Origin of the sequence: Bradyrhizobium barranii subsp. apii (assembly GCF_011516635.5) — a bacterium.
GTDB classification, from domain to species: domain Bacteria; phylum Pseudomonadota; class Alphaproteobacteria; order Rhizobiales; family Xanthobacteraceae; genus Bradyrhizobium; species Bradyrhizobium barranii.
This window is the reverse complement of the sequence record NZ_CP096255.1, coordinates 5,147,045-5,169,165: the sequence shown is the minus strand read 5'-3', so window position 1 is coordinate 5,169,165 and position 22,121 is coordinate 5,147,045. Positions and strand designations below refer to the sequence as shown.

The 22,121-nt window shown below is 65.7% G+C and carries 17 protein-coding genes and 1 pseudogene; 7 read left to right on the top strand and 11 right to left on the bottom strand.

Features of this window, described 5'->3' with window-relative positions; translation table 11 throughout:
- Positions 1 to 7: 7 nt before the first annotated feature.
- From HAP41_RS24565 to pcsA, 3 genes are all read right to left on the bottom strand, one after another.
- The gene (locus HAP41_RS24565) at positions 8 to 982 is read right to left on the bottom strand and encodes a quinone oxidoreductase family protein (protein WP_014495182.1); all 975 of its coding nucleotides are present in this window, start codon (positions 980 to 982) and stop codon (positions 8 to 10) included.
- An 81-nt stretch (positions 983 to 1,063) separates the two neighbouring features.
- Positions 1,064 to 1,798, bottom strand: coding sequence for a TerC family protein (locus HAP41_RS24560; protein ID WP_063983222.1), 735 nt, complete (start codon positions 1,796 to 1,798; stop codon positions 1,064 to 1,066).
- Positions 1,795 to 2,562, bottom strand: coding sequence for a phosphatidylcholine synthase (gene pcsA, locus HAP41_RS24555; protein WP_071917447.1), 768 nt, complete (start codon positions 2,560 to 2,562; stop codon positions 1,795 to 1,797). The genes HAP41_RS24560 and pcsA overlap by 4 nt, the downstream gene beginning before the upstream one ends.
- An 87-nt stretch (positions 2,563 to 2,649) precedes the next feature.
- On the opposite strand from pcsA, the gene HAP41_RS24550 reads away from it, so the two are divergent.
- Complete coding sequence (locus tag HAP41_RS24550) at positions 2,650 to 3,834, top strand: UbiH/UbiF family hydroxylase (protein ID WP_166096618.1); 1,185 nt, start codon at positions 2,650 to 2,652, stop codon at positions 3,832 to 3,834.
- Positions 3,835 to 3,840: 6 nt separating this feature from the next.
- On the opposite strand, the gene HAP41_RS24545 is transcribed toward HAP41_RS24550, so the two are convergent.
- Positions 3,841 to 4,794: an AEC family transporter gene (locus HAP41_RS24545; protein ID WP_166096619.1), complete on the bottom strand. Its 954-nt coding sequence runs from the start codon at positions 4,792 to 4,794 to the stop codon at positions 3,841 to 3,843.
- A gap of 106 nt (positions 4,795 to 4,900) precedes the next feature.
- Between HAP41_RS24545 and hspQ the strand changes: the two genes are divergently transcribed.
- Positions 4,901 to 5,233: a heat shock protein HspQ gene (hspQ, locus tag HAP41_RS24540; RefSeq protein ID WP_014495177.1), complete on the top strand. Its 333-nt coding sequence runs from the start codon at positions 4,901 to 4,903 to the stop codon at positions 5,231 to 5,233.
- A 96-nt stretch (positions 5,234 to 5,329) separates the two neighbouring features.
- On the opposite strand, the gene HAP41_RS24535 is transcribed toward hspQ, so the two are convergent.
- Positions 5,330 to 6,154 carry an invasion associated locus B family protein gene (locus HAP41_RS24535; protein ID WP_166096620.1) on the bottom strand — a complete coding sequence of 275 codons (825 nt, stop codon included), beginning with the start codon at positions 6,152 to 6,154 and terminating at the stop codon, positions 5,330 to 5,332.
- A gap of 270 nt (positions 6,155 to 6,424) precedes the next feature.
- Between HAP41_RS24535 and HAP41_RS24530 the strand changes: the two genes are divergently transcribed.
- From HAP41_RS24530 to HAP41_RS24520, 3 genes are all read left to right on the top strand, one after another.
- On the top strand, positions 6,425 to 8,272 hold the full coding sequence (locus HAP41_RS24530; RefSeq protein ID WP_166096621.1) for an extracellular solute-binding protein: 1,848 nt from the start codon (positions 6,425 to 6,427) through the stop codon (positions 8,270 to 8,272).
- Positions 8,273 to 8,276: 4 nt separating this feature from the next.
- Positions 8,277 to 9,779: a class I adenylate-forming enzyme family protein gene (locus HAP41_RS24525; protein ID WP_166096622.1), complete on the top strand. Its 1,503-nt coding sequence runs from the start codon at positions 8,277 to 8,279 to the stop codon at positions 9,777 to 9,779.
- Positions 9,780 to 9,863: 84 nt separating this feature from the next.
- Positions 9,864 to 11,087: a GGDEF domain-containing protein gene (locus HAP41_RS24520; RefSeq protein ID WP_166096623.1), complete on the top strand. Its 1,224-nt coding sequence runs from the start codon at positions 9,864 to 9,866 to the stop codon at positions 11,085 to 11,087.
- Between the two features lie 55 nt (positions 11,088 to 11,142).
- Here HAP41_RS24520 and HAP41_RS24515 read toward each other — a convergent pair whose 3' ends face one another.
- From HAP41_RS24515 to HAP41_RS24505, 3 genes are all read right to left on the bottom strand, one after another.
- The gene (locus HAP41_RS24515; protein ID WP_166105811.1) at positions 11,143 to 12,273 is read right to left on the bottom strand and encodes an acyl-CoA desaturase; all 1,131 of its coding nucleotides are present in this window, start codon (positions 12,271 to 12,273) and stop codon (positions 11,143 to 11,145) included.
- 296 nt (positions 12,274 to 12,569) lie between these two features.
- On the bottom strand, positions 12,570 to 16,088 hold the full coding sequence (gene mfd, locus HAP41_RS24510; protein WP_166096624.1) for a transcription-repair coupling factor: 3,519 nt from the start codon (positions 16,086 to 16,088) through the stop codon (positions 12,570 to 12,572).
- Positions 16,085 to 16,375 (bottom strand): FAD assembly factor SdhE, encoded by a 291-nt coding sequence (locus HAP41_RS24505; protein ID WP_028147879.1) that lies wholly within the window; start codon positions 16,373 to 16,375, stop codon positions 16,085 to 16,087. Before HAP41_RS24505 ends, mfd begins: the two co-directional genes overlap by 4 nt.
- 185 nt (positions 16,376 to 16,560) lie before the next feature.
- Here HAP41_RS24505 and recG point away from each other — a divergent pair, with 185 nt between their 5' ends.
- Positions 16,561 to 18,669: an ATP-dependent DNA helicase RecG gene (recG, locus tag HAP41_RS24500; RefSeq protein WP_135213676.1), complete on the top strand. Its 2,109-nt coding sequence runs from the start codon at positions 16,561 to 16,563 to the stop codon at positions 18,667 to 18,669.
- Here recG and panE read toward each other — a convergent pair.
- A pseudogene (panE, locus tag HAP41_RS50375) lies at positions 18,666 to 19,594 on the bottom strand (2-dehydropantoate 2-reductase). The gene recG and the pseudogene panE overlap by 4 nt on opposite strands.
- Positions 19,595 to 19,894: 300 nt before the next feature.
- On the opposite strand from panE, the gene HAP41_RS24485 reads away from it, so the two are divergent.
- Entirely contained in the window at positions 19,895 to 20,332 is a 438-nt protein-coding gene (locus HAP41_RS24485) for a P-loop NTPase family protein (RefSeq protein ID WP_224580756.1), read from the top strand.
- Between the two features lie 28 nt (positions 20,333 to 20,360).
- On the opposite strand, the gene HAP41_RS24480 is transcribed toward HAP41_RS24485, so the two are convergent.
- Complete coding sequence (locus HAP41_RS24480; protein WP_135213678.1) at positions 20,361 to 21,218, bottom strand: NAD(P)-dependent oxidoreductase; 858 nt, start codon at positions 21,216 to 21,218, stop codon at positions 20,361 to 20,363.
- Positions 21,219 to 21,323: 105 nt separating this feature from the next.
- Complete coding sequence (locus HAP41_RS24475) at positions 21,324 to 22,094, bottom strand: DUF502 domain-containing protein (protein ID WP_135213679.1); 771 nt, start codon at positions 22,092 to 22,094, stop codon at positions 21,324 to 21,326.
- Positions 22,095 to 22,121: the final 27 nt, after the last annotated feature.

Genomic DNA, 22,121 nt, shown 5'->3' with positions numbered 1-22,121 from the left:
CGAGAGACTACGGCTTCAGGATCGACGCGCCGGTGGTCTTGCGGCTTTCGAGATCGATATGCGCCTTGGCGGCGTCCTTGAGCGCGTAGGCGTGGTTGATCGGCACGTGCAGCTTGCCGTTGATGACGGCGGCGAACAGCGTGTCGGCGCCTTCCAGCAGCTCCTTGCGCGTGCCGACGTAGTCGTTGAGCTTCGGCCGCGTCGCAAACAGGGAGCCGTGATTGTTGAGCTCGGCGATCGAAAACGGCGGCACGGGCCCCGAGGCATTGCCGAACGAGACGAACATGCCGCGCGGCTTCAGGCAGGACAGCGAGCCCGGGAAGGTCGCCTTGCCGACGCCGTCATAGACGACGTCGCAGCCCTCGTTGCGGCTGATCTGCTTCACGCGCGCGACGAAATCCTCCTCGTTGTAGAGGATGACGTGGTCGCAGCCATTTGCCTCCGCAAGCTCCGCCTTCTCGCGCGAGCCGACGGTGCCGATGACGTGCGCGCCAAGCGCCCTCGCCCATTGGCAGGCCAACAGGCCGATGCCGCCGGCCGCGGCATGGATCAGCACGCGATGGTGCGGCTCGACCTTGAAGGTCTTGTGCAGGAGATACCAGACCGTCAGCCCCTTCAGCATCAGCACGGCGCCCTGCTCGTGCGTGATGTGGTCGGGCAGCTTGACCAGCTTCTCCCAGGGGATGTTGCGCTCGCCGGTATAGGCACCGAGATTGTGGTAGTAGGCCACGCGGTCGCCGGGATGGAAATGTGTCACGCCGGGCCCGACGGCGATGACCTCGCCCGAGGCCTCGTTGCCGGCGATGAAGGGCAGCCCCGGCGCCTTGTAGAGGCCGGTGCGATAATAGACGTCGATGAAGTTCAACCCGACCGCATGCTGGCGGATGCGCACCTCGCCGGAAGCCGGCGCCGGGACATCGACGCTCTCATAGACCAGGGCTTCGGGGCCTCCGACCTTGTGCACACGGACGGCTTTGGTCATCACCTGACCTCCTCTCGGTCTTCTCGCCGCTGAGCGAAAGACATCGCGCCCGCCTTGTCAACTCGACCCAGATTGGAACGGCTAAACGGACGACTTGCGGACTTTCCTGCGGTTGCGCTTCGCCAGCACGTTGAAGAATTCCACCGCCGCCGAGAACGCAATTGCGAAGTAGATGTAGCCGCGCGGAATGTGGAATTGGAATCCGTCCGCGACCAGCGCGACGCCGATCAGCACCAGGAACGCCAGCGCCAGCATCTTGGTGGTCGGATGCTCCGCGACGAACCGCGACACCGGCCCCGATGAAATGTACATGATCAGGCAGGCGATCACGACCGCCGCGATCATGATCTCGATGTCCTGCGCCATGCCGATCGCGGTGATGATCGAGTCCAGGGAGAACACGATGTCGATGACGATGATCTGGACGATCACCCAGAAGAACGCGCTGCCTCCGGACTCCCGATCGCCCTCGCCGTCATCGGCTTCGACCTCGGCGTGGATCTCGTGCGTCGCCTTGGCGATCAGGAACAGGCCGCCGCCGATCAGGATGAGATCGCGCCAGGAGAAGCCGTAACCTGAAAACGAAAACACCGGCGCGGTCAGGCCGATCAGCCAGACCAGCAGGCTAAGCAGGATGATGCGGAAGATCAGCGCCAGCGCGAGCCCGATCTGGCGGGCGCGGTGGGCCTGCTTCTCGGGGATGCGCGAGACGATCACCGACAGGAAGATGACGTTGTCGATGCCGAGCACGATCTCGAGCGCGGTCAAGGTGAGCAGCGCGGCCCAGGCTTCAGGACTAGTGAGGAGGTGCATCATGCGAAGGATCTTGCCAGGCGGATCAAGGCGTCGCTGAAGCTGATCCAGAGTGCGATGGCGCAGAGCACGATCGTCACGCCGGTGCCGACGCGAAAATCCATCTCCAGCACATAGAGGCCGAGCACGGCCCAGATCGCGATCAGCGACATCGTCAGCCAGCGCAGCCGAACCACCCGCACCGGATGCAGCACGTGGAACGGCACGAAGGTCAGCACGACAAGCGCCGCGACCAGCAGCGTCGATACCAGCGGCGGCCAGTGCAGCAGGAACAGATAGAACGCCGCCGCATTCCACAGCGCCGGAAAGCCGCGGAAATGATTGTCGTCCGCCTTCATGCGCAGATCGGCGAAATATAATGCGCTGGTGACGATGATGGCGATGCCGAGCAGCGGCGCGGCCACCGGCAGCAACAGCCCGCTCGCCACGATCGCATAGGCCGGCACGAACACATAGGTGACGAAGTCGACCACGAGATCGAGCACGTCTCCCGACCAGTTCGGCTGCACATCCTTGACCTTCAGCAGGCGGGCGATCGGCCCGTCGATCGCATCGATGATCAGGGCAACGCCCAGCCACTGAAACATCGCAGCCCAATGCTCGCGCACGGCCTCCAGCATCGCCAGCAGCGCGATGGCCGCGCCGAATGCGGTGAAGATGTGGACCGAGAAGGCCGCGGCGCGGATCGCCGGTCTCGGCTTCAGGGAATCCTCTTGGGTATCCATGGCTTCTGCTATCAGAATGAGACCGGTTTGCACATCCGCCATTGCGGCGCGCGGTCGCACAATTCGCCATAAAATCAAGGAAATATAGCCGGGCTTGAATTTGCCGCGCAGCATGTCAATTGTCGTTCCATGACAGATGCATCGACACTCCATGACGCGGCCGTGATCGGCGGCGGACCGGCGGGACTGGCGGCCGCCATCGCACTGGCGCAGGCCGGCGCGCGGACCGCGCTGGTGGCGCGGCGCATGCCCTACGCCGACAACCGCACCACCGCCCTGCTCGGCGCCTCCATCGATCTCCTGGAGAGCCTCGACGTCTGGCCGCGCTGCAAGGGCAAGGCGGCCGCGCTCGAAATCATGCGCCTCGCCGACGACACCGGCCGGCTGTTCCGGGCGCCGGAGGTCCGTTTCTCCTGCCACGAAATCGCGCTCGACGCCTTCGGCTACAATATCGACAACCGCTCGCTGATGCTGGCGATGGAAGAACGCGCGGCCGAGTTGCCCAACCTCGTCCGTTGCGATGACGAGGCCGAAAGCGTCGTCATCGAAGCCGACGACGTCGCGATCCGCACGGCGTCCGCTGAATTCCTCTCGGCCCGGCTCGTGGTCGGCGCCGACGGCCGGCACTCGCTGTGCCGGGAAGCCGCCGGCATCGCGGTGACGCGACGCGACCTGACGCAGACCGCGCTGACCTTCAACGTCGGCCACGCGCGCCCGCATCGCAACGTCTCGACCGAGTTCCACACGCCGCATGGCCCTTGCGTGTTCGTGCCCCTGCCCGGCGACCGCTCCAGCATCGTCTGGGTCTCGGCCCCCGCCGAGGCCGAGCGGCTTCGCGGCTTGAGCGACGCGGAGCTGTCCGGCGCGATCGAGAAGCAGTCGCATTCCATTTTGGGACGCATGACGGTCGAGCCGGGCCGCAACCTATTCCCGCTGGCGATCGAACGTCCAAAATCCTTCGGGCGCGACCGCATCGCGCTGGTCGGCGAAGCCGCCCATGTGGTCCCGCCGATCGGCGCCCAGGGCCTCAACCTTGGTCTGCGCGATGCCGCTGATATCGCCAGGCTCGCGGGCGAAGCCATCGCTGCAGGCCAGGATCCCGGCGCGCCCGACGTGCTCAAGCGCTACGACCGGGCGCGGCGTCCGGATATTCTGAGCCGCACGTTTGCGATCGACATCGCCAACCGCTCCCTGCTCAACGACTTCCTGCCGCTCCAGCCGGTCCGCGCGGTCGGCATGCACCTGCTCGGCGCCATCGGCCCGCTGCGGCGCTTCGCCATGCGCGAGGGCCTGACCCCGACGTGGCGGCGGTAGGCTCGCTTACGGAAACGCCAGCCGGCCAGTCTGGATCGCCCACATCACGCTGGTCAGAGTGACCACTGACGCGAAGGTCCCGAGCAGCACCGCGACGGAGGCGGATTCGATCCAGGCGTCGTTCTGCCGCGCGATCACGAACACGTTGAGCGCCGGCGGCAGCGAGGCCATCAGCACGGCGGTCGCGGCCCAGGGCTGCGCGAACGGTCCGAACGCCAGCATCAGGCCGAACGCGGCGAGCGGGTGGATCAAGAGCTTCACGGCGATCACGCCCGGCACCTCCCACGGCACCCGGTTGAACGGGCGGAGCGCCACGGTCACGCCGAGCACGAACAGCGCGGTCGGTGCGGCTGCGTTCTGAAGGAACGTGATGGTGCGATCGAGTGCGACCGGCAGCTCGATATGAAGCGCCGCCACGGCCGCGCCAAAGCAGGCCGACATGATCAGCGGGTTGAGCACGATCTGCTTCAGCACCACGCCTAAGGCATGGACCAGCGAGGGATGGTCGCGGTCGGAGAGCTCGATCAGCAGCGGCACGATCGTGAACAGGAAGATGCTGTCGCAGCAGAAGATCAGCGCGGTCGGCGCCGAGGCCTTCGGTCCAAGCACAGCGAGCGCCAGCCCCGGCCCCATGTAGCCGATATTGCCATAGCCGCCGGAGAGGCCCGCAAGCGTCGCCTCGCGCAGCGTCAGCCGTCCCAGAACCTTGCCCACGACCAGCGCCAGGGTGAATGCCGCAACCGTCGACAGCGTGGTCGCGACCAGGAACGGCGGGTTGTTCAATTCCGCAAACGGCGTCTTCGACATGATCGCGAACAGCAGCGCCGGCAGCGACACGTAGAGCAGGAAGAAGTTCATCCAGGCGAGGCCTGATTCCGGTAGCGACTTGGCCTTGCCGCAAGCGAATCCAACAAAGATCAAGCCGAAATAAGGTAGCGCCAGATTGAGGATATCGATCATTGATGAAGTGTTTTCTGAAGATTTGGGGGCTATCCACCCCTTAGTCGAAGGTCAATTCCAGGTCAGGGCACTAGCATCGGCCACAATCCTGGTCTATCGACGGGGAATGATTAAAGCGAGGACCGCCAAATTCCAGATCGGACAGGTCGTTCGCCACCGGATCTTCTCGTTCCGGGGGGTGATCTTCGACATCGATCCGGAATTCAACAACACCGAGGAGTGGTGGCTGTCGATTCCCGAAGAGGTGCGGCCTCACAAGGACCAGCCGTTCTACCACCTGCTCGCGGAGAACGCGGAGTCGGAATACGTCGCCTATGTCTCCGAGCAGAATCTGGTGCCTGACGATTCCGGCGAGCCGATCCGCCATTCCCAGGTTGCGGAGATCTTCATCAAGGACAAAACCGGCGGCTATCGCCCGCGCAATCCGTCGCTGAACTGAGCCAGCGCGCTTGAACTGAGTTTTGCCGCCATCAAGCGGCCAGCAAAAAAGGCGCTCGAACCGAGCGCCTTTTTCATGTCCGGGATTTTAGCCCGCTTACTTCTGACCGGCCGGAGCCGCGCCGGGCGCGCCACCGTTCTGCTCGAGCTTCTTGCGCTGCTCGTCGGCCTTCTTCTGAAGCTCTTCCTGAAGCTTCTTCTGGGTTTCCTCGAACACCTTCGGATCGGTCGGCGGACCGTCATAGGCCTTCTGGAATTCGCCGGCGAGCGGCAGCGGCAGCGTCAAGGGTGCGCCGTTGGCATTGATCGCCTGGACAACGAGGTTTTGGCCCTTCTTCATGTTGCCGATGAGCTCGGGCGTGGCCTCGTAGTCGGACATGCAGCCATTCTGGAAGCAGATGACGTAGGGGCTCTGCAACGGCGCATTGTTGTCCACGATGATGCGGGTGCCGTGCACGAGCTGCATGCCGAGCGGCAGCGTCACGCGCAGGATCTTCTTGGGCTCGCCTTCCGGCTCGATGATCACGGCCGCGATGACCGGCTGGCCCGATTCGATACGGCCGTCCTTGCCGGTGAAGCAGACCTGCTTGGCGTTGGCGTCCTGGCCCTTGAGGCAGAACTTGGTCCAGGGGGCGTAGATCAGCTGGATCTGCTGATCGGCCGGCTGGGCCGCGGCGCCCTGCTGCGCCGGAGCGCCCTGCGCGGGAGCCGGCTGGGCGGGAGCCTGGGCAGCCGGTGCCGGAGCCTTGGGGGCAGCCTTCGGCGCGGCTTTCGGGGCCGCCTTGGGCGCGGCAGGCGCGCCGGGGGCCGGCGCGGGAGCCTGGGCCTCAGCAGCAAACGGGACGACCAACGCCGTCGCCGTCAACAGGGCGAAAAGTCGCCCGCGCGGCCGGACGGACGCGGCCAAGTAACGGAAATTCATTGCGGAAAACCCTTTCTGAACGGGAAGTGCCCGAACCGCTCCGAAGCGCCGAACCGAGCCGCCTGGCGCGGCTCTCTCCCCGTCAATTGAGGCGGATAAGTGACGGGCTCGACGCTCTTGCGCGATTGCGTGCCTTCTTAACGTGGCCGACGAAAAGATCAATGCCGACAAGCGTCTTTGGCCACGCCTTGAACCGCTCCTGGGCCTGCTATCCGTGAAATTCCTTGTGATAGGATTCAGGCCCGCAGGTCCTCGAATCAACGTGTGCCGATGTCCATGTTCCAGCGCCTTCTCGAGGGCCTTCTTGAGGGCCTTGGCATCCGCCTCGGTCTTCTCGCCTTCGTCCTCGCCTCCGCGCTCTCCGCAAGCGGCGCAGGGGCTGGGGAAGCCCATGCCATCGCGATGCACGGCAAGCCGGCGATGCCGGCCGATTTCACCCACATGCCCTACGCCAACCCTGATGCCCCCAAGGGCGGCCGGCTCACCTGGGGCATTCTCGGCACCTTCGACAGCCTCAATCCCTTCATCGTCAGGGGATTGGCCGTGCAGCCGGTGCGGAACTATGTGGTCGAGAGCCTGCTCGCACGCGGCAATGACGAGGCGTTCACGCTCTACGGCCTGCTCGCCAGATCGGTCGAGACCGATGACGCGCGGAGCTTTGTCACGTTCCGCCTCGATCCCCGCGCCCGCTTCTCCGACGGCAAGCCGGTCCTGGCGGAGGATGTGCTGTTCTCCTGGCAGCTGCTGCGCGATCACGGCCGCCCCAACCATCGGCAATATTACGCCAAGGTCGCCAAGGCCGAGGCGCCCGACCCTCTCACCGTCCGCTTCGACCTGGCTGGCGCCAACGACCGGGAATTGCCGCTGATCCTCGGCCTGATGCCGATCCTGCCGAAGCATGCAGTGGATGTCGCAACCTTCGAGGAGACGACGCTGACCGGCCCGATCGGCTCGGGCCCGTATCGGATCATGGCGGTGAAGCCCGGCGCCAGCGTGACCTTGACCCGCAATCCCGACTATTGGGGTCGCGACCTGCCCATCAATCGCGGGCTCTACAATTTCGACGAGATCAGGCTCGACTATTTTCGCGAGGCCAATGGCCAGTTCGAAGCCTTCAAGCGCGGCCTCTATGATTTCCGCGTCGAGCACGAGCCGCTGCGCTGGCACGACGGTTACGACTTTCCAGCCGCCAAAAGCGGCGAAGTGATCCGCGACACCATCAAGCCCGGCGTGCCGCAGCCTTCCGAATTCCTGGTGTTCAACACGCGCCGTCCGATCTTCGCCGACATCCGCGTGCGCCGGGCACTGACGCTGCTGTTCGATTTCGAGCTGGTCAACCGCAACTACTTCTTCGGACTCTATTCGCGCGTTGCGGGCTATTTCGCCGGCTCCGACCTGTCGGCCTATGGCCGGCCTGCGGATGCGCGCGAACGCGAGCTGCTAAAGCCCTTCGCCGCGCAGATCCCCCCCGACGTCATGGACGGCAGCTACCGCCTGCCCGTCACCGACGGCTCGGGGCGCGACCGGACGACGCTGCGCGCGGCACTCAAGCTCCTGTCGGACGCCGGCTACGATCTCGACGGCACCGTGCTGCGTAACCGCGCGACAAAGGCCCCCTTCACCTTCGAGATGCTGGTGACGACCCGCGACCAGGAGCGCATCGCGCTCGCGTTCCAGCGCGACCTCAAGCGCGCCGGCATCGAGCCGAGCGTTCGCGCGGTCGATCCCGTGCAGTTCGACCAGCGCCGGCTCGGCTACGAGTTCGACATGATCCAGAACCGCTGGGACCAGTCGCTGTCGCCCGGCAACGAGCAGTATTTCTATTGGGGGAGTGCGGCCGCCGACAATCCGGGCACCCGCAACTACATGGGCGCCAAAGATCCCGCCGTCGACGCCATGATCGACGCCCTCCTCGAGGCCCGTGATCACACGGCCTTCGTCTCGGCGGTGCGGGCGCTCGACCGTGCCTTGATCTCCGGTTTCTATACAATCCCTCTGTTTAACGTATCCGAGCAATGGATCGCGCGCTGGAATCGGATAGAACGGCCAAAGGCCATCGCGCTGTCCGGCTACCTGCCGGAGACCTGGTGGTCGAAGGGGCAGCCGCAAGCGAAGTGACGCCGTGAATCAGCCAGCCGTATCGCCGACGCTCGACACGCTGTTTCAGCGCACGCTGATGCGGCAACCGCATGCGCCCGCTCTGCTCGATCCCCTCAACAAGGCTCGCGTGACCGGCCACCAGCCGCGGCGGATGACCTACGCCGAGGCCGACACCGCCATCGAGGCCCTGTCGGCGCATTTCGTCGAATCGGGCCTGCCGGCCAATTCCGTCATCGCGATCCAGCTGCCTGCTACGGTCGAGTTCGTGCTGACGGTGCTCGCCGCGCATCGCGCCGGGCTCGTCGTCGCCGTGCTGCCGCTGCTCTGGCGCCATGCGGAACTGAGCGCCGCGCTGAACCGCACCGCGGCGCGCGCCATCGTCACCATGAGCAAGGTCGACGGCGTCAGCTATTCCGACCTCGCGATGCATGCCGCCGCGGAGGCCTTCTCGATCCGCTACGTCTGCGGTTTCGGCGCCGACCTGCCCGAGGGCATGGCCTCGCTCGACGACGTGCTGGCCCGCCCGCCGGGCACCACGCGCGCCGTGATCCAGGACGGCCGCAAGGCGGCGATGATCTCCTTCGACGTCACCGCGGAAGGCTTTCGCCCGGTGCCGCGGCCGCATTTCAGCCTGATCGCCGGCGGGCTTGCGATGTCGCTGGAAGCCGACATCAAGCAGGGCGCGACCGTGATGGCGGCGTTCACGCCGATGTCGTTCGCAGGCCTCGCCTCCTCGCTCGCGGTGTGGCTGCTCTGCGGCGGCACGCTGGCGCTGCATCATCCCTTCGAGAACGACGTGCTGGAACAGCAAATCAACGAGCACGAATGCGAGGTGCTGATCGCCCCCGCGCAGCTCGCGCTGCGGCTCGGCGATGCCGATCTCGCGGCGCGGATGCCGAGCTTGCGCAACGTCATCGGCCTCTGGCGCGCGCCCGAGCAGGTGGCGGCAAGCGATGCCTGGATCGCGCCGCATGCACCGCTGACCGACGTCTATCTGTTCGGCGAGGCCGGGCTGTTCGGCGCCCGCCGCGGCGAGGACGGCATGCCTGTTGCGGTGATGCCCGGACCGCACGGCGCCCCGCGCGAGCAGTCCGGTTCCTCCATCGCCGGCGAGATCCTGCTGACACCCAGGGGCACGCTCGGCCTGCGCGGAGCGATGGTGCCGATCGCGGCCTACGCACCGCCGCAGCCGGTCGGCGACACGCTAACGGCGCAGCCGCCGCGCGATTATGTCGACACCGGCTATGCCGCGCGGCTCGACCGTCCGAGCGGCGCGATCTGCATCACCGCACCGCCCTCCGGCATCATGGCCGTCGGCGGCTACCGCTTCCTGTCCAACGATCTCCAGGAATGGGCGCGCCGGCTCGGCCAGGGCGCCCTGCTCACCGCGCTGCCCGACCGGCTCTCGGGTCACCGGCTCGCAGGACGGGCGCAAGACAATGGCCGCGCCCGCGAAGCGCTCAATGAACTCGGGCTTAACCCCCTGATGGTCGAGGCTTTTCGCGACCGCTCCGGGCCGGTTTAAGCGCAGTTTCGACCCATCCATTGACGCTGCATTAAGGCAACCGGACTAGATTGCGCAGCATCTGTTGCGTGATCAGAGTTTGCGATGTCCCAGGCGGGCCCGATCCTGTTTGTGTCCAACGCCCAGCGGCCGCCTTTCATTGCGGCACTGGACGAGGCCCGTCTGTTTCCCGTCGTCGACGCCGACTGGGCCAGCGCGGCGCGCGCGGTCGAGCAGGTGCAGCCGGCCGCGGTTCTCGCCGCGATGCATGCCGGGCACGAGCCCTGCCTTGCGCCGCTCGCCAGGAAGATCGCGGACCAATCGCCCTACCTGCCGTTCGTGGCACTCGATGCTGCGGGCACGCTGCCGCAGAACGCCCTGCCGTTCTCCTCGCGCGGCGGCAATTCCGATCGTCTCGTCGCGCGGCTCCGCGCCGCGCTGCGCGTACGGACTCTCCATGCGACGGTTCTGCGCCGGCTGCCGGACGCGAAAGTTGGGTTGCCAGAGGGGGATCCGGCCCGCGATGCGACGGTGCTCCTGATCGGCCGCGGCGCAGCTTATCCTGCGCTCTCGGTCGCACTCGGCGAACGCGTCGGGGTCGTCGGCGCGCTCTCGATCGAGGCCGCTGCCAAGCATCTCAACACCCGCGACATCGATGGCGTCGTACTCGCCGAAGGTTTTACCGCGCGCGTCACCGACGCCTTCCTCACGGTGCTCGCCGAAGACACCCGATTCCGCAGCCTGCCCGTGGTTGTCACCGCGCACCAGCTCGCGCAGACTTACGACCTGCCCAATCTCGAGCTGATCCCGGGCGAGCCGGCGAAGGTCGCCGCCAACGCGCTGCCGCTGATCCGCCAGCACGCGATGGAAGCGCAACTGAGCCGCACGCTGCGCTCGATCGATGCCGGCGGCTGGCTCGATCCGCGCAGCGGCCTGCTCACGGTGGAAGCTTTTGCCCGCGATTTCGCCAAGGCGGTCGAGCAGGCTCTTGCCCGCGGCGGCGGCCTCTCCGTGGCGCGTTTCGCCTTCGAGCCCGGCAATTCCCGCGCCCAGCTCGACGCAGCGCGGATCCTGAGCCGCCTGATGCGGCAGATGGATTTTGGCGTGGCGCAGAAAGACGGCTCCGTCGTCGTCGTGTTCGCCGAGACCGACTTCCGCACCGCCCACATGATCGCCCGCCGCCTGTCGGCGGTGATGCGGCACACCTCCAATGGCAAGTACGAGATGCGCAGCGATCCCGTCGTCAGCGTGGACTCGCTGTCGCCGTCGGATACGGCGCGGTCGCTGCTCGGGCGTCTCTCAGCCGACGCGTCGCGCGCGGCGTCGTAGTCGCGCGCCAGCAATCCCTGATCTCGTCCGCGCCCCTTGTCCGGGCAACGTGGCGCTAAGCGCCGCCATTCGCGCCCGATTTCGGCGCGGCCGCCAGAGCGGGAGTGGCCAGGAGGAAGCCGACAGTCTCGTTCAGGAGCTCGTGGGCCCGGTCGACGATGTCGTCCAGCGACATCGTCTTTGCGAACATGCGCTGCGCTTCAGCCAGCAACTGGTCGCGAGTCGGCATGCTGGACAGACGCAAATCGGCACGCTGCTGCAACAGAATGATCGCGTCCCGGACCGACAATTCGGTCTCATGGATCGACGTCTTGATCGCCAGTGCGATGTGTTCAGGATTGAAGCGAGCGGCGAGCTGCTCGGCCGCTTGCTTGATCGCGCGTGATCCCAACCGATGTTCATTGCGCAGGACCTGCTTGGGCGGCATCTTCAGATCCCGGACAATCCCGAGCCAGGACAAGGCCACCAGGATATAATAGGTGAGATCAATCTCGTACCAGTGGAAGCCCTGTCGAGCACTGGCCTGATAGGCGTGGTGATTGTTGTGCCACCCCTCACCCATCGTGACGAGAGCGAGCAGCCAGTTGTTGCGGGAATCGTCGCCGGTCACATACCGCCTGCGGCCGTGAACATGTGCGAGGGAGTTGATGCAGAACGTGCCGTGATACACGAGCACCGTGCTCCAGAGGAAGCCGACCACGAGCCCTGACCACCCCGCAATGAGGAAGCAGAGGCCCGCGAGCACGAACGCCGGCAGAAGCTCCAGTTTGTGCAGCCACATCAACTCGGGATACGACGCCAGATCCGATACTTTCACCAGGTCGGTTGCATCGTGCTGCCGGTAGAAGATCCAGCCGAGATGACTGTAGAGGAAGCCCTTGTGCCGGGGCGAATGCACATCCTGCGCCGTATCCGAGTGAAGATGATGATGGCGATGTTTGGCAGCCCACCAGAGGACGCTTTTCTGAGCGCTGCTCTGGGCCAGGAAGGCCAGGATGAACTGAAACACCCGGCTGGTCGCGTAAGCCCGATGCGAGAAATACCGGTGATAGCCGGCGGTGATCGCAAACATGCGCAACCAGTACAGAACCGCGCAAATGGTAACGGCTTGCCACGAGACGCCCGACCAGATCGCCGCGACGCATCCCGCGTGGACCAATATGAACGGCAGGACCTGCGGATACATGACGTCGTCGTGTTCGTCACCGTGTTCCTGGCCTGAATCGATATTGATAGACACGCTCGCGACCTCAGAAGTTTCAATGGGCGGGGCAGCCCCGCTTTGCGGTACAAAAAACCCGCGGCCGGTAAACCAGTCGCGGGTCACACGAATCAGGTCATCAGTCGGGCACGCTATCAGCGGCGAGGCCAAATCGTCGGCCGAACTCGACGAATCGTACATGGCTGTCGTTCGATCATTCCGCAAGTGGCCATATGCCGCTGTCTTGTATCCAAGCACCGCTCCGGTGGCGCTCGGAACAATTACGCCGCCTTCTTGCTCTGCGCGAGCTGTGCCAGCTGCCGCATGATCTCCGTGGTGCCGGCGAGCCGCTCTTCCGGCGTCTCCCAGTCCTGCAGGAACACCACCTTCATGTCCGGCCGCACCTTGGCGGCCTGGCCATAGCTGCGGATGAACGACACCAGGCGATCGGGGTGGGCGAACGAATTGTCGCGGAAGGCGATGACGGCGCCCTTCGGACCGGCGTCGATCTTCCCGACATTGGCCGTGCGGCAGAACGCCTTGATCGCGGCGACCTTGAACAGATAGCGCACCTCGTCGGGCAGCACGCCGAAACGGTCGCGCATCTCGGCGCCAAAGTTCTCGATCTCCTCCTCGGTGTCGAGATCGGCGAGCCGCCGGTACAGCGACAGCCGCACCGAGAGGTCGCCGACATAGTCTTCCGGAATGAGCACGGGCATGCCGATGGTGATCGAGGGCGACCAGCGGTCGGCGGCGGGCTCGGACACGCCGGCCTTGAGGTTGACGATCGCCTCCTCCAGCATCGACTGGTAGAGCTCGAAGCCGACTTCCTTGATGTGGCCGGACTGCTCCTCGCCGAGCAGGTTGCCGGCGCCGCGGATGTCGAGGTCGTGCGAGGCGAGCTGGAAGCCCGCGCCCAGCGTCTCCAGCGATTGCAACACGGTGAGCCGGCGCTCGGCCTGCGCGGTGATCTTCTGCTGCGCCGGCAGCGTGAACAGCGCATAGGCTCGCAGCTTGGAGCGGCCGACGCGGCCGCGGAGCTGATACAGCTGCGCCAGGCCGAACATGTCGGCACGGTGCACGATCAGGGTGTTGGCGTTGGGAATGTCGAGGCCGGATTCCACGATGGTGGTCGACAGCAGGATGTCGAACTTGCCGTCGTAGAAGGCGGTCATGATGTCCTCGATCACCGCGGGCGGCATCTGGCCGTGCGCGACCGCGACCTTCATCTCCGGCACGTTCTTGTCGAGGAAGTCCTTGACCTCGGCGAGGTCGTCGATGCGCGGCACCACGTAGAACGCCTGGCCGCCGCGATAGCGTTCGCGCAGCAGCGCCTCGCGGATCATTAGCGGATCGTGCGGGGCAACGAAGGTGCGGACCGCGAGGCGATCGACCGGGGGCGATGCGATGATCGAGAGCTCGCGGACGCCGGTCAACGCCAGTTGCAGCGTGCGCGGGATCGGCGTCGCCGACAGCGTCAGCACGTGCACCTCGGAGCGAAGCGCCTTCAGCCGTTCCTTGTGGGTGACGCCAAAATGCTGCTCCTCGTCGACGATGACGAGGCCGAGATCGCGGAACTTGATCGCCTTGCCGAGCAGCGCGTGGGTGCCGACGACGATGTCGACCGAGCCGTCGGCAATGCCCTTCTTGACCAGGTTCAGCTCTTTGGTCGGGACCAGGCGCGAGGCCTGCGCCACGTTCACTGGAAAGCCCTTGAAGCGGTCGGTGAAGGTCTTGTGGTGCTGGCGGGCGAGCAGCGTGGTCGGCACCACGACCGCGACCTGCTTGCCTTCGAGCGCGACGGCAAAGGCCGCGCGCAAGGCCACCTCGGTCTTACCGAAGCCGACGTCGCCGCAGATCAGCCGGTCCATCGGACGGCCGAGCTCGAGGTCCTTCAGCGTGGATTCGATGGCCCCTAACTGGTCCTCGGTCTCGTCGTAGGGGAAGCGCGCGCAGAACTCGTCATAGAGGCCCGGCTGCACCGGCAGCTTTGGCGCCTCGTGCAAATGGCGCGCGGCGGCGATCTTGATCAATTCGCCCGCGATCTCGCGGATGCGATTCTTGAGCTTCGCCTTGCGGGTCTGCCAGCCGCTGCCGCCCAGACGATCCAGCTCGACCGCGGTCTGGTCGGAGCCGTAGCGCGACAGCAGCTCGATGTTCTCGACCGGCAGAAACAGTTTTGCGTCGGCGGCGTAATGCAGCTCAAGACAGTCATGCGGCGCGCCGGCGACGTCGAGGGTTTGCAAGCCGATGAAGCGGCCGATGCCGTGGTCGGCATGGACGACGATGTCGCCGGCGGTGAGGCTCGTCACCTCCGAGATGAAATTGTCGAGCTTGCGGCTGGCCTTGCGCGGCCGCACCAGGCGGTCGCCGAGGATGTCCTGCTCGCTGATCAGCGCGATCTCATCGGTCTCGAACCCGGCCTCCAGGCCGAGCACGGCGAGCATGGTCTCGTTGCGCGGGGTCGCCTGCACCGTCCGCCAGGCGTTGACGCTGGTGGTATGGGTCAGCTTGTGGTCGCGCAGCATCGAGGTCATGCGGTCGCGCGATCCCTCGCTCCAGAGTGCGATCACGACCTTCTTGCGCTGGGCATGCAGCGCCATCACGTGGCCGACGACGGACTCGAACACGTTGACGGTGGCGTCGTTGCGTTCGGGTGCGAAGTCGCGGCCCTTGCGCGCGCCGGCATCGACGATCGACGCACCATCGGCCGGAACCGAAAACTGCGTCAGCCGCACCAGCGACATCTCGCTTTCGCGCCTGGTCCATTCCTCGTCGGTGAGATAGAGCCTGTCGGGCGGCAGCGGCTTGTAGATGGCACCGCCGCCGGGATGCTCCATCGCATCGCGGCGGGCTTCGTAGTAATCCTGGATCTGCTTGAAACGCTCGCGAACGGCGTCCTCGGCCTGCGGCTCGATCGCTATGGCTGCGCCTTGCAGATAGTCGAACAGCGTGTCCATCCGGTCCTGGAACAGCGGCAGCCAGTGCTCCATGCCGGGATGGCGGCGGCCCTCGCTGACGGCCTCGTACAGCGCGTCGTCGCGCTCGGGCGCGCCGAACTCGGCGACATAGCCCATGCGGAAGCGGCGGATGGTGTCGGTGACGAGCTGGAATTCCGAGATCGGCACGAGGTCGAGCGAGCGCATATCGAGCATCGTGCGCTGGGTCTCGGCGTCGAAGGAGCGGATCGATTCCAGGCTGTCGCCGAAGAAGTCGAAGCGGACCGGCTGGTCGAGGCCGGCCGGAAACAGATCCAGGATACCGCCGCGCACGGCATATTCGCCGGGCTCGCGCACGGTCGAGGAGCGGTTGTAGCCGTTGTGCTCGAGCCAGGCGATGATGGTGTCCATCGGCACCACATTGCCCGGCGCAACCGACAGTGCCTGCGCGGCGACGAGTTCGCGCGCAGGGACGCGCTGCACGATTGCGTTCACCGTGGTCAGCACGATCAGCGGCTTGTCGCTGCCGGTCAGCGGCGCAAGCCGCGCCAGTGTGGTCAGGCGCTGCGCCAGGATGCCGCCATGCGGCGAGACGCGGTCATAGGGCTGGCAGTCCCAGGCCGGAAAGGTCAGCACCGGCAAATCGGGCGCGAAGAATTGCAGCGCGCGCTCGAGCTGCTGCATTCGCGCACCGTCGCGGCAGACCACGGCGAGGCTGACGGCCGGTTTCTTCGGCCGCGCCGCGATGGCGCGGGCCAGATCGGAGATGACGAGGCCCTCGGCGCCCTCGGCAACATTGGCAAGCGTCAGCGCGCGGCCGGGCGTGAGCAGCTCGGCCGGCGACTTCATCCCCTGTTTCATAAATCGCCGTCCGTAATCGGGAACGCCTTGATGCGGGCAAACAGCGCGCCGGTGACATCAGCTGGCAGCACCTTGTCACCGGTGATGGCGGCATAGAGATCGGGATCGGACTCCTCGAGCAGGGTCTCGAGCTCGGTCAGCTCGTCATCGGACAGATTGCCGATCTCGGCATCCGCGAAGCGGCCCAGGATCAGGTCCATCTCGCGCGTGCCGCGGTGCCAGCAGCGGAACAGAAGCCGCTTGCGGCGATCGTCCAGCCCGTTGCTCGATCGTGTCGTTCCCGTCATGTCTCAGATCCAGTCAAACGCAGAAAGCCCGGACGTGCCGGGCCGGGGTGATATAGCCACTCGGACCGCCCCTGTCAGCCCTCGATTTGGCATGGCCCGCTGCCCGCGCGGGCGCCGCGAAAAAAGCCGTGGATGCCCGGCATAAAGCCGGGCATGACGGGCCGAAACGATCCTAGATTCGCCTGATGCGCCCCAGCCTGCTCAATCCGCTGTTTGCTCCCGTGACCAGCCTGCCCGGCGTCGGTCCGAAGCAGGACAAGCTGCTGCAGTACCTGCTCAGCCGCAATGAGACGCCGCGCCTGATTGACCTGCTGCTGCATTTGCCGAGCCAGGTCATCGACCGCCGTGCGCGGCCAAAGATCCGCGACGCCGTCCAGGGAACCATGGTGACGCTGGAGGTCACCGTCGATCGCCATCGCCCGCCTCCGCCGCGCAACGCCCGGGCGCCCTATCTCGTCTACGCCAGCGACGACACCGGCGACGTCGTGCTGACCTTCTTCCGCGCCAAGCCCGGCTATGTCGAAAAGCTGCTGCCGATGGGCGAGAAGCGCTACGTCTCGGGCACACTGCAGATGTATGACGGCATCCCGCAGATCGTGCATCCCGACCGCGTGCTCGACGAAGAGGCGATCTCGAAGCTCTCGGGCATCGACCCGGTCTATCCGCTGACCACGGGTCTGGCGCTCGGCTCGCTGCGACGCGCGGTCGCGCAAGCGCTGCAGAAGCTGCCCGCCCTGCCGGAATGGATCAGCCCGGAGGTGATGCGCCGCTGCAGTTTTCCGACGGTCACCGAGGCGCTCAGCCGCGTGCATCAGCCGGTCGAGCTCACCGACATCCTGCCCGAAAAGCCCTACTGGTCGCGCCTCGCCTTCGACGAGCTTTTGGCCGGCCAGCTCGCGCTGGCCCTGATCCGCGCGCAATTGCGCCGCCCGGCCGGCGTCCGCAACGCCGGCGACGGTCACTTGCGCAACAAGATCATCGACGCCCTGCCCTATGCATTGACGTCGTCGCAGCGAGAAGCGACCGCCGCGATCGCGAACGATCTGCAACAACCCGTGCGCATGCTGCGCCTGCTTCAGGGCGATGTCGGCTCGGGCAAAACCGTGGTGGCGCTGCTGGCGGCCGCCGCCGTCGCCGAAGTCGGCAAGCAGGCCGCGCTGATGGCGCCGACGGAAATTTTGGCGCGGCAGCACATCAAGACCATCGCCCCGCTCGCGGAGCGCGCAGGGCTGCGCGTGGCCATCCTCACCGGCCGCGAGAAGGGCAAGGAGCGGCGCGAGCTGTTGGCACAACTCGAAGCCGGCGAGATCAATCTCCTCGTCGGCACCCATGCGCTGATCCAGGACGACGTGATCTTCAACGATCTCGCCCTGGCCGTCGTCGACGAGCAGCATCGGTTCGGGGTGCGCGAACGCCTCGCGCTGACCTCGAAGGGCGCCGCCGTCGATGTGCTGGTGCTGAGTGCGACGCCGATCCCGCGCACGCTGGTGCTAACCTATTTCGGCGACATGGACATCTCCGAGTTGCGCGAGAAGCCCGCCGGCCGCCAGCCGATCGAGACCCGCACCATATCGATGAGCCGCCTCAATGAGGTCACGGACAGCATCGGCCGGGCCTTGGAGGCGGGCAAGCTGGTCTACTGGATCTGCCCGCTGGTCGAGGAATCCGAGGCCGAAGGCACCGAGCACCTGACCAATGCGACCAAACGCTTCGAGAGCTTGCAAAAGCGTTTCGGCGACCGCGTCGGCCTCGTCCACGGCCAGATGAAGGGCACCGAGAAGGACCGCGTGATGGGCCAGTTCGCCGCCCATGAGATCGGCCTTCTGGTTGCGACCACCGTGGTCGAGGTCGGCGTCGACGTGCCGGCCGCGACCATCATGGTGATCGAGAACGCCGAACGGTTTGGCCTTGCCCAGCTGCACCAGTTGCGCGGCCGCATCGGTCGCGGCTCGGAAGCCTCGACCTGCCTCCTTCTCTACTCGGAGCCGCTTGGCGAGATGTCGAAGGCACGTCTGAAGGTGATCCGCGAGACCACCGACGGTTTTCGCATCGCCGAGGAAGATTTGAAGCTGCGCGGCGAAGGCGATGTGCTCGGCGTGCGCCAGAGCGGCCTGCCGGGCTACCGCATCGCGCGGTCGGAGGTGCACGGCCAGCTCATCACCCAGGCTAGAGACGAGGCGCTGCGGATCCTCAAAGACGATCCGAAGCTGAAGGGCGAGCGCGGCGAGGCGCTACGGTGCCTGCTGTATCTCTACGAGCGGGACGAAGCGATCCCGCTGATCGGGGCGGGTTAGCCTGCTGCTCTTCGGCGTCCGACCTCATAAGCCGCCACATGCGCGCGGGCCAGATCCAGCAGCGGCGTATCGATACCGAGCGTGCGGGCGCGATTGGCCATATCGCCCAGGATATGCTCCGCTTCGGTAACCGAACCACGCTCGATATCGCGCAACATCGAGGCCTTGAGCGGCGAGTCCAAGGTGGTGAAGAGCTTTCGGTCAAACTCGATGAACGGAGCGCGCGGCTCAAAACCCGACGCCGTTGCAACGGCACAGCATTCCGCGAACAGCCGGAAAATGGACTGCTCGCCGTTCGGCACCGCCAGGATGTCGCCGATACTTGCGCGCATCAGGCAAGTGATGCCAGCGAGCGTGCTGAGCTGGACGAACTTTTCCCACATGTCCTGCATGATCGCTTCGCTGGCGCGCACGTCGATGCCGGGGACATGGAGCAATGTTTCCAGCGCGAGCGCACGCTCGCTCAGCGCCCCGTTGGTCTCGCCGAAGACGATGGTCTGATTGGCCATGAACTGAACGACACGACCATCCGCATCGAGGCCGGCGCTGACGTTCGCCAACCCGCCGAGGACGCGCGCTGCACCGAACTTCGCGGTCAAGGTGTCGATATGTTTCAACCCGTTGAGGATCGGCAGGATCATCGTATCGGCGCCAACTGCCGGGCAAACTGGGCCATCGCATCGTCGAGCGAGTAGGATTTCACCCCGACGAGCACGACGTCGAATGTCTCCTTGAGATCGTCTGCCAAGATGATCTTCGGCTGTACGGCAAAGTCGCCATGCGGACTCGCGACCTGCAATCCATTCCGCCGCAATTGCTCGGCACGCTTCGCTCGCACCAGAAAGGTCACGTCGCCGCCCGCTCGGACCAGGCGAGCTCCGTAATAGCCTCCAAGCGCGCCTGCGCCGATCACCAGCACTCTCATTCGAACTCCGATTGCATCCATCTGTCTCCGCAGAAACGATAGCAGACGGGGCGTGCGGCGTCTCCTCCCCGTCATTGCGAGCGCAGCGAAGCAATCCAGAATCTTCCCACGGAGACAGGCTGGATTGCTTCGCTGCGCTCGCAATGACGAAGTGGATAGAGCCGATTCAGAAGACTCACCCTTTCGCCGCGGTCGACTTTATGAAACCTTGCGCTCATGCGCAGGGTCATCGTCGTCGGTTCTCAGGGAAGCGGAAAGACGAGCCTCTCCCGAAGTCTCGGGCGGAAGCTTGGACTGCCCGTGGTGCATCTCGACGTGCTCTACTGGCGGCCGGGATGGAAGCCATCCGACAAGGCCAGCTTCCGTCTACGCGTCGCGGAGGAGATCGCGGGCGACGCATGGGTCATCGACGGCAGCTTCTCGGGGCTCGCCTTCGATCTCACGCTTGCGCGTGCCGACACCCTGGTCGTCATCGACCGCCCACGCTGGCTCTGCCAGTGGCGCATTCTCTGGCGCTCCGCGTTCGATCGCGACACGACGCGACCCGATCTGCCCGAGGGATGTCCGGAACAGTTCGACTGGAAACTGATGAAGGAGGCGTGGCGCTACGACACCGAGCGCGTGCCCGTCATCGAGGCCGAGCGCCTTCAATATGGCCCCGATGTCCCGGTCGTGCGCCTGAGACGCGACCGGGACATCCAGGGTTTTCTGGAGTCGGTTTCAGTGCACGGCGAGTGATCCATCGCCGTGACGTCGGACTGGACGGTCAGGCCTTCTTCTGCGCGACACGCGCTGCGAAGGCCTTCAGCAGTGCCGCATCCACCGCTTCGCCATTCGCATCCGCGGCGAGGTGCTCGAACCAGCGTGCAAAGCCTTCGTAGATCTGGCTCGCCGGATGGTCGGGCCCGAGGAAACCCGAGATCTCCCGCATCTCCGCGACCCAGCGATAGGCCTTCGGGATCATGTCCGGCAGCGCGACTTCGAGCCGGGCCAGGACCGCGGGCTGGCTCAGCGCGAGCTCGTCGCGCAGCGCATCGGCCGCGCCCGCTTTCGTGGCCGCGACCACCATGGCCGAGCCGATGCCGGCCAGGCCCTTGACGATACCGGCATAGGACATCTTCAGCGCGGAGGCCGCGCCGACGGGTCCCTCGACAATCCGCACGTCGAGCCCGAGATCCTTCAGCACCGCGAGATCCCCAGCGTACTCGCCGGACAGGTAGAAAGCCGGGCTCTTGCTGCCGGGCTGCGGCGGGAAGCCGATGATGCCGCCATCGACGAACGGCGCCTGCGCCGAGCCGATGATCTCCTCGATTCTTTGAACGGTATCGACATTGACCGCGTTGCAGTCGACGACGATGGGCTTCTTCTCGCGCCGGACGATCAGCGCGGCCAGGCGTTCGGCCAAAGCCACGGCTTCGCCCGGCGGCACGATCGAAAGGATGATGTCGGCCTCCACGATCGCGTCGTCCTCGGCGCCGATCATGCCGGCATCCGCGGCGCGCTTTTGCGTCGCCTCGCTGCGCCCCTTCAACGATGTCAGCACGCGCGCACCGTTTTCGCCGAGGCGGCGGGCCACGGCGCTGCCCATGGCGCCGGGCGCGAGGATCGCAATGGTCTTCGTCATCATGCACTCCAGGTCGAATTCCGAGCGAGGCGCTCAATTCAACCGGAAGACTAGCAGAGGACGAAAGTGCTTGCGTGAATGCGGCCATCCGAAACGGGAATGGCCCTACTCCACCTTCGCAGGCTGGGGCTGGAGCGCCGACGCGTTGGCGATGCGCGCGGCGTTCGCCATGCCCGCGAGCGCGGCGGCCTTCTTCGGGTCCGGCGCCAAGCCCGGCTGCACCACGCCGGCCGACATGATCAGGGTCGCGGCGTCCTCGGTGCTCATGTCGACTTCGACGATCTTGCTCTTGGGCACGTAGAAGAAGAAGCCCGTGGTCGGGTTCGGCGAGCACGGCAGGAATACGGAGACGTGCTCCTCCTGCCCCGGCAGGCTGCGCGCGACCTCTTCATTCGGCGACTGCGAGATCAGCACGATCGACCACATTCCCGGCGACGGAAACTCGACCAGGCCGACTTTGCGGAAGCTCGAGCCCTTGCCCGAGAACAGCGTCTCGAACACCTGCTTCAGGCCGCGATAGATGGCGCGCACCGCCGGGATGCGGCCGAGGAAGGTTTCGCCGATATCGACCAGCGTCCGGCCGATCAGGTTGGCCGCGAGGAAGCCGACCAGCGTCAGCGTGAAGAATGCGACAATCAGTCCCCAACCTGGAACGACATACGGCAGATAGGTTTCGGGCCGGTAGGCCAGCGGCACGAACGGCCGCACCACGCCGTCAACCCAGGTGACGAACCACCAGACCAGATACAGCGTGATGGCAATTGGCCCCGTCACGACGAGGCCGGTCAGAAAATAATTGCGGAAGCGGCCCATCAGGCCGGTATGCGGTTCCGGGATGGGATCAAGCGGCGCAGGCGCGTCGTCGCGGGGGGTCATTCGGGTTCCAGGTCGGTCGCTGCACTC